This window comes from Streptomyces sp. NPDC104226 (assembly GCF_055584085.1).
Map to the genome: position 1 here is coordinate 481,432 of NZ_JBVJMS010000003.1, position 15,198 is coordinate 496,629.

The 15,198-nt window shown below is 74.0% G+C and carries 14 protein-coding genes; 5 read left to right on the forward strand and 9 right to left on the reverse strand.

The window, feature by feature from the left end; all coding sequences use genetic code 11:
• Positions 1-282: 282 nt before the first annotated feature.
• Complete coding sequence (locus tag ACZ60J_RS12115) at positions 283-2,253, reverse strand: DUF5107 domain-containing protein (RefSeq protein WP_469681055.1); 1,971 nt, start codon at positions 2,251-2,253, stop codon at positions 283-285.
• 113 nt (positions 2,254-2,366) lie between these two features.
• Here ACZ60J_RS12115 and ACZ60J_RS12120 point away from each other — a divergent pair, with 113 nt between their 5' ends.
• Positions 2,367-2,918, forward strand: coding sequence for a DinB family protein (locus ACZ60J_RS12120; protein ID WP_469681057.1), 552 nt, complete (start codon positions 2,367-2,369; stop codon positions 2,916-2,918).
• Positions 2,919-2,985: 67 nt separating this feature from the next.
• Here ACZ60J_RS12120 and ACZ60J_RS12125 read toward each other — a convergent pair whose 3' ends face one another.
• Entirely contained in the window at positions 2,986-3,885 is a 900-nt protein-coding gene (locus ACZ60J_RS12125) for an arginase family protein (protein ID WP_469681059.1), read from the reverse strand.
• Between the two features lie 216 nt (positions 3,886-4,101).
• Here ACZ60J_RS12125 and ACZ60J_RS12130 point away from each other — a divergent pair, with 216 nt between their 5' ends.
• Positions 4,102-4,812 (forward strand): hypothetical protein, encoded by a 711-nt coding sequence (locus ACZ60J_RS12130; RefSeq protein ID WP_469681061.1) that lies wholly within the window; start codon positions 4,102-4,104, stop codon positions 4,810-4,812.
• Between the two features lie 16 nt (positions 4,813-4,828).
• On the opposite strand, the gene ACZ60J_RS12135 is transcribed toward ACZ60J_RS12130, so the two are convergent.
• The 6 genes from ACZ60J_RS12135 to ACZ60J_RS12160 all read right to left on the reverse strand — a co-directional run bounded on the left by ACZ60J_RS12135 (position 4,829) and on the right by ACZ60J_RS12160 (position 10,918).
• Positions 4,829-5,062: a lipopolysaccharide assembly protein LapA domain-containing protein gene (locus ACZ60J_RS12135; protein WP_469681063.1), complete on the reverse strand. Its 234-nt coding sequence runs from the start codon at positions 5,060-5,062 to the stop codon at positions 4,829-4,831.
• A gap of 33 nt (positions 5,063-5,095) precedes the next feature.
• Positions 5,096-7,120 carry a S9 family peptidase gene (locus ACZ60J_RS12140; protein WP_469681065.1) on the reverse strand — a complete coding sequence of 675 codons (2,025 nt, stop codon included), beginning with the start codon at positions 7,118-7,120 and terminating at the stop codon, positions 5,096-5,098.
• Positions 7,120-8,490, reverse strand: a complete 1,371-nt coding sequence (locus tag ACZ60J_RS12145; RefSeq protein ID WP_469681527.1) for a M20/M25/M40 family metallo-hydrolase — start codon at positions 8,488-8,490, stop codon at positions 7,120-7,122. Before ACZ60J_RS12145 ends, ACZ60J_RS12140 begins: the two co-directional genes overlap by 1 nt.
• A gap of 1 nt (position 8,491) precedes the next feature.
• Positions 8,492-9,325, reverse strand: coding sequence for a M55 family metallopeptidase (locus tag ACZ60J_RS12150; protein ID WP_469681067.1), 834 nt, complete (start codon positions 9,323-9,325; stop codon positions 8,492-8,494).
• Between the two features lie 271 nt (positions 9,326-9,596).
• Positions 9,597-10,040, reverse strand: coding sequence for an SRPBCC family protein (locus ACZ60J_RS12155; protein ID WP_274550291.1), 444 nt, complete (start codon positions 10,038-10,040; stop codon positions 9,597-9,599).
• A gap of 74 nt (positions 10,041-10,114) precedes the next feature.
• Positions 10,115-10,918 (reverse strand): hypothetical protein, encoded by an 804-nt coding sequence (locus tag ACZ60J_RS12160; protein ID WP_469681069.1) that lies wholly within the window; start codon positions 10,916-10,918, stop codon positions 10,115-10,117.
• A gap of 160 nt (positions 10,919-11,078) precedes the next feature.
• On the opposite strand from ACZ60J_RS12160, the gene ACZ60J_RS12165 reads away from it, so the two are divergent.
• The 3 genes from ACZ60J_RS12165 to ACZ60J_RS12175 all read left to right on the forward strand — a co-directional run bounded on the left by ACZ60J_RS12165 (position 11,079) and on the right by ACZ60J_RS12175 (position 14,381).
• Positions 11,079-12,113 (forward strand): Rv2578c family radical SAM protein, encoded by a 1,035-nt coding sequence (locus tag ACZ60J_RS12165; protein WP_469681070.1) that lies wholly within the window; start codon positions 11,079-11,081, stop codon positions 12,111-12,113.
• A 123-nt stretch (positions 12,114-12,236) separates the two neighbouring features.
• On the forward strand, positions 12,237-13,823 hold the full coding sequence (locus tag ACZ60J_RS12170) for an alpha/beta hydrolase (RefSeq protein ID WP_469681072.1): 1,587 nt from the start codon (positions 12,237-12,239) through the stop codon (positions 13,821-13,823).
• 24 nt (positions 13,824-13,847) lie between these two features.
• Complete coding sequence (locus ACZ60J_RS12175) at positions 13,848-14,381, forward strand: RidA family protein (protein WP_469681074.1); 534 nt, start codon at positions 13,848-13,850, stop codon at positions 14,379-14,381.
• Positions 14,382-14,432: 51 nt separating this feature from the next.
• On the opposite strand, the gene ACZ60J_RS12180 is transcribed toward ACZ60J_RS12175, so the two are convergent.
• Complete coding sequence (locus ACZ60J_RS12180; protein ID WP_469681076.1) at positions 14,433-15,014, reverse strand: HEAT repeat domain-containing protein; 582 nt, start codon at positions 15,012-15,014, stop codon at positions 14,433-14,435.
• Between the last annotated feature and the right edge of the window lie 184 nt (positions 15,015-15,198).

Below are 15,198 nucleotides of genomic sequence, written 5' to 3' on the forward strand. Positions count from 1 at the left end.
GTGCCGGGCCTGGCACGCGTCACACCGGCGTAGCGTTTCCGCCGTACTACCCAGGTAGTACACGGTGGTACGCCGCAGTACCCGGCGGCCTCCCCGACCTGGCCCGAACAGCCTCCCCTGGGCCGTCTCTTTCGGATCTTGTCGGCCGAGCCTGCGGCGTCTGGTGCCGTGCCTGGGCGTGCTCTCGGGGCGCTCGCGTACTGGGTGTACGTGGTCGTCTCGGCAGTGCGGCCGGGCGCGGTGCCGGGCGCCGCGGGCCCGGCAGGATCCGAAAGAGACGGCCTAGTCGCCCGGCGGGCGCATCCGGAAGTTGTACGCGGCCGGCAGCGGGCGGTCCGTGAGGGTGGACCAGACCTCCGAGAGGATCTCCTCGCCCTCGCGGAGGTCGGGCAGTTCGAAGCCCTCCTCGAAGACCCGGCGGCCCGCGGCCACATGGCCTTCCGCCGCGAGCAGCCGGGCCGCCGACAGCCGGAAGCGGCCCTCCTCCCGCAGTGCGGGGCGCAGCCGGTCCCATACCGCGCGGGCCTGCGGCAGCAGCCCGGCCGCCAGCAGGGAGGCCAGCGCCTCCCTGCCCAGCGCCGATTCGGCGGCCAGCCAGCTCGCGCCGCCCCGGCTCTCCTGGGCCAGGTCCTCGAAGGCCTCGGCGTACCAGCGGGCCGCCCGGGCCGGGTCGCCGGCCAGGTCGTCGGCGACCGCCAGGCACCGCAGCAGCGGCCACCGCGAGGGGGCCAGCGCCAGCCCGCGCTCCCAGCTCCGTACCGCCTGGGCGATGTCCCCGGCGTGCCACTGGGCGACCCCGAGGTGGTACTCGGTCAGCGGGTCCGCCTGGGCCGTCTCCAGCATGTCCCGCCAGTGCGGGGCGACCAGGCTCGGGCCGGGCGGAGTCACCCGGCGCGGGGCGGGGAAGACCCCGCTGCGCCACAGCTCCAGCCAGGGGGCCTGCTCCTCGCCGATGGTGTCCTCGGCGAAGGGGGTGCCGGGCAGTTTGTGGCCCCCGCACAGCACTTCGAGGGCGCCCCAGCCGGAGCCTGCCGCCAGCCGCTCCCCCGGTTCGGTGTCGGCGCACCCGCGCCACGCCTCGTACGCCGCGTCCACGGCCGGACCGGGCAGCGCGGACTCCAGCGCGGTGCCCGCCGCGGCGCGGGCCGCCGCCCAGTCGTCCCCGTGCACGGCGCCGGGGTCCGCGGACAGGGCCCCGTAGGCCTCCAGCCAGCTGAACTCCGCGCCGGCTTCCAGACGTACGTGCTCCAGCTGGGTCCGGGCGAGCCCGGCCTGGATCTCCGCGTAACCGCCCGTGCCGGGCTCGGTCAGCCACTCCTGCCAGCGCCGCCCGCCCTCGCCCGCACCCCAGACGAAGAGCTTGCGGCCGCGCAGCCGGGCCGTCGAGGTCTGGACGAGGCCCCGGCCGTCGGAGTCGAGGGAGGCGATCCAGGGCCGGGTCCCGGCTTCGACCTCGTAGAAGAAGTCGGCGGGGTACGTGCTGCGCAGCGGGTACGTACGGTCCGCGCCCTCCCATCCGGGTACGGGGATGCGGCGCAGGGAGCGTTCGTACCCGAAGTGCCAGGCCTCGTCGGCCGGGGCCAGGACGCGCGTGCCGGCCTCTTCGGGCACGGCGATGTTGGACCACCAGTAGACGGGGGCGGGCCGCTCGTGCGGGTTGCGCACGCGGACGCCGACGTAGAGGAACTCCGAGTCCTCGGGCAGCCACAGGTCCACTTGGAAGGGCAGGTCGCGCAGCCGCTCCCACTCCCAGAGCCGCACCATGGTTCCCCCGTCGGGCGCCGGGACGAGTGCGGCGTGCAGCGGGGCGCAGGAGAGGGTGGTGTGGCCGGTGGCCCCGAGGTTCCACTCGATGCCGCCGGAGAACCAGGCGCCGTTCAGGGCGAAGTTGGCGGGCTGGAACACCGGGTTGCGGTAGAGCAGTTCGCGTCCGGTGGGCAGGTGGACGAGCGAATGGATCCGGCCGCCGAGTCCGGGCAGGACGGTGGCGCGCAGGTGCGCGTTCTCGATGACGATCGTCTCGAAGTCCTGCTCGGTGCGCTGCCGTTGGTAGCCGTCCCGGATCCGTACGGGGAGCAGCGAGCGCAGTGGTTCGTACCCGACCTGGCGTGCCATGTCGCGCGGCAGGCCCTCGCGCGAACGCTCGTCCAGCGCGTGCACGCCGCCGGACTCGCGGAGGGCGGGCAGTGGGTTCTCGGGGCCCAACGGGGCTGCGGGGAGGGTCAGTACGGAGCGGCGGACGGTGGTGGCCATGAGGGAAATGGAACACGCCACGGCCGCCGGTGCACAGGGATTCGGCGCATCACCACCGGTCAGGATTACGCAAAGCCTTCTCCGGTGCGGCCCGGTGTCCGATCATGGAGGGCATGAGCGACGTGATCAGAAGAGGTCAGCTGTTCGACGGGGAAGAGTCCGAGAGCCGGTTCACGGGGCCGACGACGGGCGACGAGCGACGGATGCTCGTCGACATGCTGGGGGCCCAGCGGGCGACGCTCCGGCTCAAGTGTGCGGATTTGGGGCCGGAGTTGGCGGAGCGGTCGGTGGAGCCGTCCACGCTGTCCCTGCTGGGGCTGGTCCGCCACCTCGCGGACGTGGAGCGCCGCTGGTTCCGCAACGTGCTGGACGGGCAGGAGGTGCCGCTCCTGTTCTGGTCCGCGGAAGCCCCCGACGGGGACTTCGACGGCGCGACGGGGACGCCCGAGGTGATCGGGGAGGCCTGGGAGGCGTGGCGGGCGGAGGTGGAGTTCGCGGAGACGTTCACGGAGCGGGCACCGGATCTGGACGTGTCCGGGAAGGACGTGTGGCGGGGCGAGGTGTCGCTGCGCTGGGTGCTGATCCACATGATCGAGGAGTACGCGCGGCACAACGGCCACGCGGACCTGCTGCGCGAGCGGATCGACGGCGTGATCGGGGTCTGACCGCGCCGCCCCGCCCCGACGGCGGGCAGGCCCGGCGGCAGACCGGGCGGGGCGGGCCTGGTCCGGCCTAGGCGAACGCCCCCGCCACCAGGTCCGCGAGCAGGGCTCCGGCGCGCCCGTCCGGGTCCAGGTCGGGGTCGTAGATGGTGACGTTGAGGCCGACGCAGCGCGGAGAGCTGATCAGCACTCCGAGCAGTTCGGCAAGTTCGTCGGGAATCAGCCCTCCGGGGTCCGGGCTGTCGACGGCCGGCATCACGGACGGGTCCAGTACGTCGGCGTCCAGGTGGACCCAGAACCCGGCGGTGGCCGGGGGTTGCAGCCCCGTCAGCGCGGTACGGGCCACCGGCCCGGCACCCGCGTCGCGGATCGCCCCCACCGTGGCGGCGAAGATCCCGGCGGCGCGCAGCTCGGGGAGGTCCGGGTCCCCGTCGCGCAGCCCGAAGAGCCGGACGTCCTCGTCGCGCACGTAGGGCCCGAGGCCCTCCAGGTCGGCGAGGTCCGCCTGGCCGCGGCCGGTGGCGAGCGCCAGTTCCTCGCCGCCGGCCGCTCCGACGGGCCCGTTGAGGGCCTCGTTGCCGGGGTGGCGGAAGTCGGCGGAGCCGTCGATCGCGGCGATGCCGTACCGCCCGAGGCGCCGCATGGCCAGGGAGGCGCCGAGCTGGATGGAGCAGTCGCCGCCGAGCACGACAGGGAACTCCCCGGAGCGCAGGTGTTCCTCGATCCGGTCGGCGAGGGCCACGGTGTACGCGGCGAGGGGCCCGGCATGGAAGACCCCGTCCCCCTCCTTCCAGTCGCCCCGGTCGTAGCGCGGCGGGACGACCACCCCGCCCTCGCGCGCGCCGAGACGGGCCAGCAGGCCCTGTTCCCGCAGGGCCCCGGCCAGTTTGTAGACGCCGGGAACGGCGCCCGGGGCCGGGGGGCGGAGCCCGAGGTTGGACGGTGCGTCGAGGAGCACGAGGGTTCGCATGCACTCATCCTGTGCGATGCGGGACTCCGGGACATGGCATTTCGGCCGTGATCACCCGCCGTTCGCGGTCCCGTCAGGCGCCCTTGACGTGGCGGGAAGCCCGGTGACAGCCCCACCGGCCGGGAGCCGCGTCCTCGGACGAGGGCGGTCGAGGCGGCGTTTCGCGGCTGGATGTATTCCATCGCCGCAGGTTGGAGCCTGTGGCAGGATCCCGATGTGATCATCACCCCGAACACCGAAGAGCTGCTCCTCGCGGCCGCGTACAACAACGCCGCCTGGTGCGCCGCGGTCTGCCGCGACGGCGACTTCACCGCCCAGGCGTGGAGCAGCCCCCGCCGGACCCCGCTCTACTACCCGGACGCCGTGACCCTCACCCGGGACACCGACACGGCCGCCCTGGTCTCCGGGATCGACACCGCCGCTCCGCACGCCTCGGTCAAGGACAGCTTCGCCGCGCTCGACCTGGCTCCGCACGGCTTCGAGATCCTCTTCGGCGCCGAGTGGATCCACCGCCCGGCGGCCGCTGCCGCAGCCGCCCCGACCCCCGCCCTGGCGTGGAGCCGGATCTCCAACCCCGCGGAGCTGGAGGCGTGGGAGACGGCCTGGGACGGCGAGGAGAGCACCGGCCTGTTCCACCCGGGGCTGCTCACGGGGGAGATCGCGTTCCTGGCGGGGCGGGACGCCGAGGGCCGGATCCTCGCCGGGGCCGCCGCCAACCGCACCGGCGAGGTGGTCGGCATCTCCAACGTGTTCACCGCCGACGGCACCCCGGACGACGAGGCCTGGGCGGGCGCACTGGCCCTGACGGCCTCGCTCTGGCCCGGCCTGGCGCTCGTTGGCTACGAGTCGGGCGACGACCTCGGCACCGCGTTGCGCCACGGCTTCACGGCCGTCGGCCCGCTGCGGGTCTGGGTCCACCCGGGCTGACCGCCGGCGGGGCCCGCTACTTGCGCCGCCGGGCGAAGTAGGCCCCGCACAGGGCGCCCAGCACCGCCGCGATCAGCAGGGCGACGTACAGCGGCATCGTCACCTGCGGGATCAGCAGCCGGATCTTGGTGGGGCGGGTGTTCTCGAAGATGAACACGAGGGTGAGCACCGCGAGCGCCGCGACGCCCGCGCGCCCCGGGGTGATCTGTGCGCGGCCCTTGCCGTGGCCCTTGGACGTGTGGGAGCTCATGGCCCCATCGTCCGGCCGCGGCGTCCCGGGGGCTCAGTCGGACAGGGCCAAACGGGGGACGTCCGCCCGCTCGAACCCGAACACCTGCGCGTACAGCGACAGCTCCGCCTCCAGTGCCCGGACCATCGTGTCCGCACGCCGGAATCCGTGCCCCTCGCCCTCGAAGGCCACGTACGCGTGGGGCACCGAGCGCCCGCGCATCGCGGCCAGCAGCCGCTCCGCCTGCGCGGGCGGGCAGACCGGGTCGTCCAGGCCCTGGAGCAGGACGAACGGTGCGGTGATCCGGTCGGCGCGGGCCACCGGGGAGCGCTCGCGGCTGCGCAGGGCCAGGGTCTGGGGCGGTCCGGCGAGGCCGTCGAGGTAGCGGGATTCGAGGTCGTGGGTCTCGGCGGCGAAGCCGGTCAGGTCCAGGACCGGGTAGATGATCGCCGCGCAGGCGTACAGGTCGGTGGAGGCCAGCGAGGCCGCGGCCGTCCAGCCGCCCGCGCTGCCGCCCCGGATCGCGAGCCGGTCCGGATCGGCCGTGCCCTCGGCGGCGAGCGCCCGCGCCACGGCGGCGCAGTCCTCGACGTCGACGACGCCCCACTGTTCGCGCAGCCGTTCCCGGTAGGCGCGGCCGTAGCCCGTGGAGCCCCCGTAGTTGACCTCGACCACGCCGATCCCGCGCGAGGTGAAGTAGGCGATGTTCAGGTCGAGTACGGGCGGCACGTGGTCGGTGGGGCCGCCGTGCGCCCACACCACGTAGGGGGGCAGTTCGTCGGCGCGGGCGCGCAGCACGGGGTGGTGCGGCGGGTAGACGTGGGCGTGGATCTCCCGGCCGCCCCGGCCGAAGAAGGTCCTGCTCTGCGGCTCCGGAAAGTACGCGGGGTCCGCCCGGTCGTCCGCTCCCGTCCCCGGGGACCCGCTGCCTCCCACCACCCGGGCGTGCCCGGTGGCCGTGTCGAGCTCCACCACCTCGTACGCGCTGCGCGGGCTGGCCGCGACCCCGTAGACCCGGCTGCCGCTGACGGCGAGCGTGGGCTGCCAGGCCGTCCACGGTCCGGCCGCGTCGACCAGGTCCCCGCTCTCGGGGTCGAGCACGCCGAGCACCGAGGAGCCCCGGCCGTGCAGGACGGCGACGAGTCCGTCGGGGAGCGCCGCGATCCAGCGCAGCCCGGTCTTCCACAGCGGCCCGCCGAACTCCTCTTCCCTGGGGCAGAGGTTGACGGCCTCGCCCGTCTCCGGGTCCACCCGGTACGGGTTCCACCAGCCGCCCCGGTCGCTCACCGCGAGGAGGCTTCCGCTGGTGGTCCACTCGACCTGGGCGACGGCCTCCTCCGGTCCGCCGAGCACGGTACGGGGCTCCGCGAGCCGGCCGTCCGGGGTGACGTCGGCGAGCCTGAGCTCGGTGCCGTCCCACGGCATCCGGGGGTGGTCCCACACCAGCCAGGCCGCCTGCCGTCCGTCCGGGGAGATCCGGGGCCCGGTGCTGAAGCGGTACCGGTCGTCGGTCAACTCCCGTACGAGCGAACGGTCTTCCGCAGCCGACCCGTCGAGCGGTACGGCGGCCGGTACGCGGCGCACGTCGGTCGGCGCGTCCCCGGTGAACTCCTCCAGCACGCACCAGACTTCGTCGCCCCGCAGCACCGGATCGGCCCAGCGCAGCCCGCCGCCGACCGCCGAGAGAGGGGTCAGGGGCCGCGGTGCGGGGCTGCCGGGCGCGTCGGGCTCGTACGCGTACAGCCGCTGGTCGGCGAAGTGGACGAAGACCACCAGCGGCCCGCCCAGGGGCCGTTCGGCGCCCGCCCAGGGCAGGCCGCCGTACTCGGTGACCCGGCTGCGCACGTTCCACGGCGCGGGCAGGGCGCAGACCGCGGGTCCGCCGTCCGCGGGCCGGCGGACCAGGGCGCGACGGCCGCCTTCGGTCGGCCGGGGCGCCGTCCACCACACCTCGGCGCCGATCGCGCCGACGTACTCCGGCCTCCCGTCGAGGGAGGCGGCGAGCGCGGCGCCGATCGGCGAGGGCCAGCTGCCGTAGGGGGCGGTACCGTCGCCGCGCGGGGTCGTCGGCGGGGCCATCACAGGGCGCGCAGGGCTCGGTCGAGGACGCGGACCCCGAAGTGCAGGGCGTCCACGGGGACCCGCTCGTCCACTCCGTGGAAGAGGGACCAGTAGTCGAAGCCGGGCGGCAGTTTCAGCGGGGAGAAGCCGTAGCCGGTGATGCCGAGCCGGGAGAACTGCTTGGCGTCGGTGCCGCCCGCCATGCAGAAGGGCACCACGTGCCCCTCGGGGTCGAAGGCCTCCACGGACTCGCGCAGGATCCCGTACGTCCGCCCGTCCACGGGGGCTTCGAGGGCCACTTCCCGGTGGTGGAAATCCCAGTGCACGTCGGGGCCGGTGAGTTCGTCGAGGGTGGCGATGAACTCGGCCTCGCCGCCGGGCAGCATCCGCCCGTCCACGTACGCGGTGGCGGTGCCCGGGATGACGTTGAGCTTGTAACCGGCGCTGAGCATCGTCGGGTTGGCGCTGTTGCGGACGGTCGCCTCGACGAGGGCGCCGGCCGGGCCGAGCTTCCCGAGGACCTGGTCGAGCTGGAATCCGGGGGACCGCGGGTCCACCGACATCCCCTGGAGGGCGGCGAGTTCGGTGATGCAGGCGATGACGGTGTCGGTGAGGCGGACCGGCCACTCGTGCTCGCCGATGCGGGCGACCGCGGCGGCGAGCCGGCTGACCGCGTTGGCCCGGTTCGGCTTGGAGCCGTGTCCGGCGGTGCCGGTCGCGGTGAGCTTCAGCCATGCGGTGCCGCGTTCGCCGGCGGCGATCGGGTAGAGGGCCTGACCGGGGGCGGCGTGCACGGTGAAGGCCCCGGATTCGCTGATGCCCTCGGTACAGCCTTCGAAGAGGCCGGGGTGGTGGTCGGCGAGGAAGCCCGAGCCGTCGATCGCGCTGTCCTCCTCGTCGGCGGTGTAGGCGATCACGATGTCCCGCCGGGGGCTGACGCCGGCCCGCGCCCAGGCCCGTACGACGGCCAGCACCATCGCGTCCATGTTCTTCATGTCGACGGCGCCGCGGCCCCAGACCACCCCGTCCCGGACCTCTCCCGAGAAGGGGTCGACGCTCCAGTCGGCGGCCTCGGCCGGGACCACGTCGAGGTGGCCGTGGACCAGGAGGGCGGGGGCGGTGGGGTCGGTGCCCGCGATCCGGGCCACCACGTTGGTGCGGCCCGGGGTGCGCTCCAGCAGCACCGGATCCAGGCCGATGTCCGCCAGCCGCTCGGCGACGTACTCGGCGGCCGGGCGTTCCCGGCAGTCGCCGCCGCCGCGGTTCGTGGTGTCGATGCGGATCAGGCCGGAGGTGAACTCGACGGCCTCGTCGAGCGCCACCCGGTCGACGGGCGTACCCGTGACGCCGGCACCGGCGACGTCGACACCGGAGCCCGGCTCGGACATGTCAGCCATACTGTTCCTCCACCGCTGCCGAGACGATCGTGGTGACCGCCTTGAAGGTCCGGATCCCCTCGTACATCGTCCCGCTGGTGTAGCCGACCCTACGCTCGCCCGACCGCTCGACCCCGGGCACCACCGTGGCGGCCATCGCCAGGTGCTCGGCGTCGAACTCGACCTCCACCGCGAACGGCCCGCCCCGCACCGGTTCGTACCGGACGGCGAGGGCGGCGGCCTCCTTGGCGGCGGCCCGGATGTCGGCGGCCGTACGGGCCGGGGTGCGGCAGACGGCGGCGTAGCGCGAGACGTGGTCCTTGACGGCGACCGTCAGCGCGTCCGGGGCGTAGCCGGCGGCGTCGGCGCAGGTCAGGTCGTCTCCGGTGACCAGGACGACCGGGACCCCGTACTCGGCGACCACGTGGGCGTTGAGCAGGCCCTCGCTGGCGCGGGTGCCGTTGACCCAGACCCCGGTGATGGAGTTGGCGAGGTAGGTGTGGGCGAGCACGCCCTCGGCGCCGGCGCCCGTGTGGTAGCCGACGAAGGCGATGCCGTCGACGTCCCCGTGCTGGACGCCCTCGACCATGGAGAGGGACTTGTGGCGGCCGGTCAGCATCTCGACGCGGGCGTCGAGCTTCTCCAGCAGCAGGTTGCGCATGGTCCAGTGGGCCTCGTTGACGAGGACCTGCTCCGCCCCCGCGTCGTAGAACCCGAGGACGGCGGCGTTCACGTCGGAGGTGAACAGGGTCCGGCAGCGTTCCCACTGCGGTGTCCCGGGCAGCACGTCGGCGGGCCAGGTGACGCCGGTCGCGCCTTCCATGTCGGCTGAGATGAGGATCTTCATCGGGCCCCCCGGCGGTCGGTAGCGCTGGGGCCCCACCCTAGGCGCTCCGGGCAGGCGAGGCACGGGGCCACGCCCGGCGGGGGCCGCGCCCCGCCCCGGGTGCACGCACCGCGCGAGGTCCCCGAGCAGCAGCCGCCCGGGGTTCAGCCCGTCCTCGACGGACAGCGGGTACGCCGCGGCCGGGTCCACGTCGTGGACGAAGCGCGGCAGGTCGCCCAGTTCACCCGATCCGGTGAGGCCGGTCCCCCGGCCTCGCCGGCAACGTCCTTGCTCAGCCCTCGACTTCGGTGGCCAGGTTGGCCAGAACCGCGTCGTAGATGCGGCCGAGACCCTTGGGTGCGAAGGTGCGCTCGAAGAAGCCGCCGATGCCGCCGGCGCCGTTCCACACGGTGGTGACGACGGCCTTGGACTTGCCCTCGCCCGCCGGGGTGACGGTCCAGGTGGTGACCATGGTGGAGTTGCGGTCCTTCTCCACGAGCTGGCCGTCGGTGGGCTCGGTGACCTCCAGCAGGCAGTCGCGGACCCGCTTGCTGGTGGCCTGGAGCTTCCAGTGGACGAGGGTGCCCTCGCCGTCGCCGCCCTCGCGCACCTCGTACTCGCTGAAGTGCTCGGGCAGCAGCTTGCCCCGGGTCCCGGTGTAGTCGGCCAGCGCGTCGAACACGGTCTCCGCGTCCGCCCCGATGATGCGTTCCGTGGTGGCCTCGACCTGCGCCATGGCTTTCCTCCAGCAGTTGTGTTCGCTCGTCACCGCGAAGCCAACCACCTCCGGGGCGGGCGCCCAAATCCGGGTCAGACGTGGCAGCGGACGCGGACGAGGAGCGTGTCCGCGGGCAGTCCTTCCATGTACCGCTCGCTGCCGTGGTACCAGGGGGTGCCCGTCCATTCGATCGGCGGCGTGTGGGGGCAGACGGCCGGGCTCTCGCAAGCGCCGTGGACCGGCGGGTCGCCCGTCTCGCACCACCAGCCGTCGGGAGTCAGGACGCTCCCGCCCGGTACCGCCGATTCGGCGTGGAGCCGGACGAACTCCTCGCGGCCGACGGCCCCGACGCCCTCGACGGGCCACGCGTGCTCGATGCTGTAGCCGAGGTGGTACCCGCGATGGGCGGCCAGGAGGGCTGTGCGGCGCTCCGTGTAGGCGATGACCAGCGGCTGCGCCTCGTACGCCCTGCGCGCCGCGGCCTGCGCCCGCATGCCCGCCTCGTACTCGGACGGGTTCGACCAGGCGGGAGTGGGGGCCAGCGGCTCGGCCGCCGGGTGTCTGCGGGCGAGTTCCCGCCACAGGTCCCAGGCCGCGCCGGCCACCTCCGCCGCCTCGGCCCGTACCTCCGCGAAGGCCAGCAGCTCCCGAGGACCGCCCGCGCATTCCTCCGACGGGTCCGCGTGGACGTCGAGCACGAGGCGCGGATCGCCCTCGCGACCGCGCAGCGGCTGGAAGTGGGACCGGGTGCCCGAGACCGCCCAGTGGTCCCAGATGTCGAGTTCCTCGCCGCGGCTGTAGTCGACCTCGAACGGCGCCATCGCCTCGCCGATCGCCTCTTCCAGTCGACCGCGGGCGCTACCCGCGAGACACACCGTGATCCCCATCCTCGCCATGAGGCGCAGCCTCTCACCCACCGCACCAGCGTGACCAGCGGATATACCGGCCCGCACGATCATGGGAACGTTTGTTCTATTCTCGGAATCGACAGCCGAACCCGAGAGCCGAGAACCGCGAGCCGCGAGCCGCGAGCCGCACCACCGAGGGAGCCGCACCATGCGCTGGGACAACCTGACCGCGGGCCCCCCGGGCCCCGCCGCGCTCTTCGGCGCCGACTCCGTCGTGACCCGCACCTTCGACACCCCCGAGTTCCGCGGGATCACCTTCCACGAGGTCCGGGCCCGCTCGATCGTCAACCGGGTCCCCGGCGCCTCGCGGATGCCGTTCGAGTGGACCGTGAACCCGTACCGGGGATGCAGTCACGCCTGCGTGTACTGCTTCGCGCGCAAGACCCACGGCTACCTCGACCTCGACACCGGCATCGGTTTCGACTCCCAGATCGTCGTCAAGACCAACGCCCCCGAGCTCCTGCGCCGCGAGCTCGCCTCGCCCCGCTGGACCGGCGCGCACATCGCGATGGGCACCAACGTGGACTGCTACCAGCGCGCCGAGGGCCGGTACCGCCTGATGCCCGGGATCATCGAGGCGCTCCGCGAGCGGGCCAACCCCTTCTCGATCCTCACCAAGGGCACGCTGATCCTGCGCGACCTCCCCCTCATCCAGGAGGCCGCGGCCGTCGCCGACGTCGGGATCTCCGTGTCCGTCGGCTTCACCGACACCGCCCTGTGGCGCACGGTCGAGCCCGGCACCCCCTCCCCCGCCGCCCGGCTGCAGGCCGTCCGCACCCTCACCGACGCCGGCATCGAGTGCGGGGTGCTGATGGCCCCGGTGATCCCCTTCCTCGGCGACTCCCCCGAGCAGCTGCGGGCCACCGTCCGGGCCGTCGCCGAGTCGGGCGCGACCTCCGTGACACCCCTGGTACTCCATCTGCGCCCCGGCGCCCGCGAGTGGTTCACGGCCTGGCTGGGCGAGCACCACCCCCACCTGGTGGAGCGGTACGCGCGGATGTACGCGGGCGGCTCGTACGCGCCCACCTGGTACCAGCGGATGATCACCCGCCAAGTCCACGAGCTCGCCGCCGAATTCGGCATCGGCCCCGGCGGCCGCGGACCGACCCGGCGGATCGTCGTACCGGAGCGGCCGGACGGGCCCGCGCCCGCGCCCGGGTCGACCCAGCTCAGCCTGCTCTGAGCACCCGTACGACCGTACGACCGACTGAAGGGTCATCACATCGGGCCAATCGGGGCCCCAATCCCACCTTCCGACCGCAGGTTCCGGGACGATTCGGCCCAGAACCCTCGGCTGGGAGGCCCCATGCTCCACCCGCTGCTGCACCCGACGAAGAAGAGCAAGTCCGGTCCCGGTCTGCGGCGCGCCGCAGTCCTGCTCGCGGTGTCCACCGTCGCCGCCGCCCTGGCGAGCCCGGTCACGGCCGCCGCCCCGGCCGCCGAGACCCTCAAGTGGTCCAGCTGCGCGACCTCCCGCTACCCGACGCTCCAGTGCGCCTCCCTCAAGGTCCCCCTCGACCACGACAACCCGGCCGGCCGGCAGATCTCCCTCGCCCTGACCCGGGTCCCCCACACGGCCGCCCGCTCCCAGGGCCCGCTGCTGGTCAACCCCGGCGGGCCCGGCGGCAGCGGCCGCGCCCTGGCCGGGCACATCGCCGCCGCGCTGCCCAAGGACGTGGCCGCCCAGTACGACGTGATCGGCTTCGACCCCCGGGGCGTCGGCAAGAGCGAGCCCGCCCTGGACTGCGGCGCCGGCCACTTCACGCCCGTACGGCCCGACTCCGTGCCGCTGGACGAGGAGACCGAGCGGGCCAACCTGGAGCGGGTGAAGTCCTTCGCCGAGTCCTGCCAGACCAAGCACGCCGACGTCCTCCCGTACATCGGCACCGTGTCGGCGGCCCGCGACCTCGAAGTGCTGCGCACCGCCCTGCGCGCGGACAAGCTGAGCTACTTCGGCTACTCGTACGGCACCTACCTGGGCGCGGTGTACGCCAAGCTCCACCCCGACCGCGTGCACCGCCTGGTCCTGGACTCCGTCGTGGACCCGGCCGGGGTCTGGTACGAGGACAACCTCGCCCAGGACCAGGCCTTCGACTCCCGCCACAAGGCCTTCCTGGCCTGGGTCGCCCGGTACGACGCCACGTACCACCTCGGCACCGACCCCGCCGAGGTCGAGGCCCGCTGGTACGAGATGCGCAGCGCGCTGCGCGCGGCCCCGGCGGGCGCCAAGGTGGGCCCGGCGGAGCTGGAGGACACCTTCATGCCGGGCGGCTACTTCAACGGCTACTGGCCCCACCTCGCGGCGGCCTTCGCCGCGTACGCGGTGGAGGGCGACCCGAAGCCGCTGGTCTCCGCGTACGAGAAGTTCGGCGCGGTGGAGCCCTCGGCGGGCAACAGCTACAGCGTCTACACGGCCGTGCAGTGCCGGGACTCGGCCTGGCCCAGGAACTGGAACCAGTGGCGGGCCGACATGTGGCGCATGCACGCCAAGGCACCCTTCATGACCTGGAACAACGCCTGGTACAACGCCCCCTGCGCGTTCTGGCCGACCGAGCCGCTCCAGGCCCCGGACGTCACCAACTCGGGGCTCCCGCAGGCGCTCCTCTTCCAGGCGACCGAGGACGCGGCGACCCCGTACGAGGGCGCGGTGAGCATGCGGCGCAAGCTCGCGGGCTCGGCGCTGGTGGTCGAGGAGGGCGGCGGCAACCACGGCATCGCCCTGAGCGGCAACAAGTGCCTCGACGAGAAGCTGGCGGCGTACCTGCTGACGGGCAGGGCCGCGGACGCCGTCTGCCCCGCCCAGGCGGCCCCCACCCCGACCCCGGCGACCCGCGCGGTCCCGCCCTCGTCGGGCGGGGCGGCCCTCCACGGTCTGCTGGGCTTCCGGGGCTGACGTTCGGCGGGCAAGATCGTGCCCATGAGCACCTCACAGGACCACCACCTCACCCGCATCGCCGCACCCGAGGGCGTCGCCCCCGGCACCGGCTACAACCACGTCGTCTGGGGCACAGGCCGGTTCGTCGCCGTGTCCGGGCAGTGCGCCTTCGACGAGAAGGGTGAGGTGGTCGGCGAGGGCGACGCCTCGGCCCAGGCCCGGCAGGTGTTCGCGAACCTGGAACGCTGCCTCGACGCGGCCGGGGCGACCTTCGACGACGTGGTGAAGCTGACGTACTTCGTCACGGACGTGGCCCACCTGCCCGCCGTGCGCGCCGCCCGTGACGAGGTGTTCGCCCCGGACCGCCTGCCCGCTTCCTCCGCGGTCCAGGTGTCGGCACTCTTCCGGCCCGAACTCCTGCTGGAGATCGAGGCCTTCGCGATCGTCCCGGAGCGGGCCCGCCCCGGCTCGGCGGCCGAGTCCGGCGTCGAGTCCGACTCCGAGTTCGGGTCCGGTTTCAGGACCGGCCCCCGGGCCGGCTTCGGCACCGGCTTCAAGACCGGCTTCGCCGGCTGAGCGACCGACCGGCTGAGCGGTTGACCCGCTGACCGGCTCAGCCGCTACGGCCTAGGACTCCCCCGCCGTCCCGCCCAGCCCCCGCAGGGCCGCCGTCGCCGCCACGGCCAGCCGGGGGTGCGACTGGGCCCGGGTCAGGACCTCCCGGGCCCGCTGGTCGGCCAGCACCCCCAGCCCCTCCACGCAGGCCAGGGCCACCCGCCAGTACGGGTCGTGCGGCGCGAGCAGCCGCGACAGGGTGCGGATCAGCGCCGGGGCGGACTCCGGGGCGCGCAGCGCCGCCAGCAGCCGGACCGGGTGCAGGGCGTAGGCCGTGCGCAGTTCGTTCGTGGCCAGTGCCGCCGCCGCGCGGGCGGTGCGCGGGTCCCCGAGGACGGCCAGCGCCTGGGCGGCGGCCTCGCAGCGCGGCGGGTCCCGGTGGTTGAGCAGCAGGACCAGGGGTTCGAAGGCGCGCCGGTCGCCGGCCAGCCCCAGCCGGTACGCGGCCAGTTCGCGGGCCCACAGGTGCTGCCCGGCGGAGGCCAGGGAGGCCGCCAGTCCGTCCGCGTCCGCCGCGAGCAGCGCCGCGTACTGATCCTCGCCGCCGGGAGCATGCCCGGCTTCGGCCCGCAGGCGCTCCAACACGTCGTTCACCCGGCCACCCTAGGGGGCCGGGGCGGCCGCCGTGCCGGGTTCCCGAGAGCCGGTTGATCGATGATCGATGATCGGTACATTTGGGCGGTACAGGTCACATCTCCGCGCTCTGGCGGACCAGTTACCGACGGGTTACTGTCGCTGCAACACGTACGAGGGCGGCCTGGTGACGCAGCCACCTCGT

What these genes read in the sequence shown, in the direction of transcription:
- ACZ60J_RS12115 (WP_469681055.1), bottom strand. Translation starts at nt 2,253, where the DNA reads ATGGCCACCACCGTCCGCCGCTCCGTACTGACCCTCCCCGCAGCCCCG.
- ACZ60J_RS12120 (WP_469681057.1), top strand. Translation starts at nt 2,367, where the DNA reads ATGAGCGACGTGATCAGAAGAGGTCAGCTGTTCGACGGGGAAGAGTCC.
- ACZ60J_RS12125 (WP_469681059.1), bottom strand. Translation starts at nt 3,885, where the DNA reads ATGCGAACCCTCGTGCTCCTCGACGCACCGTCCAACCTCGGGCTCCGC.
- ACZ60J_RS12135 (WP_469681063.1), bottom strand. Translation starts at nt 5,062, where the DNA reads ATGAGCTCCCACACGTCCAAGGGCCACGGCAAGGGCCGCGCACAGATC.
- ACZ60J_RS12140 (WP_469681065.1), bottom strand. Translation starts at nt 7,120, where the DNA reads ATGGCCCCGCCGACGACCCCGCGCGGCGACGGTACCGCCCCCTACGGC.
- ACZ60J_RS12145 (WP_469681527.1), bottom strand. Translation starts at nt 8,490, where the DNA reads ATGTCCGAGCCGGGCTCCGGTGTCGACGTCGCCGGTGCCGGCGTCACG.
- ACZ60J_RS12150 (WP_469681067.1), bottom strand. Translation starts at nt 9,325, where the DNA reads ATGAAGATCCTCATCTCAGCCGACATGGAAGGCGCGACCGGCGTCACC.
- ACZ60J_RS12155 (WP_274550291.1), bottom strand. Translation starts at nt 10,040, where the DNA reads ATGGCGCAGGTCGAGGCCACCACGGAACGCATCATCGGGGCGGACGCG.
- ACZ60J_RS12160 (WP_469681069.1), bottom strand. Translation starts at nt 10,918, where the DNA reads ATGGCGAGGATGGGGATCACGGTGTGTCTCGCGGGTAGCGCCCGCGGT.
- ACZ60J_RS12165 (WP_469681070.1), top strand. Translation starts at nt 11,079, where the DNA reads ATGCGCTGGGACAACCTGACCGCGGGCCCCCCGGGCCCCGCCGCGCTC.
- ACZ60J_RS12170 (WP_469681072.1), top strand. Translation starts at nt 12,237, where the DNA reads ATGCTCCACCCGCTGCTGCACCCGACGAAGAAGAGCAAGTCCGGTCCC.
- ACZ60J_RS12175 (WP_469681074.1), top strand. Translation starts at nt 13,848, where the DNA reads ATGAGCACCTCACAGGACCACCACCTCACCCGCATCGCCGCACCCGAG.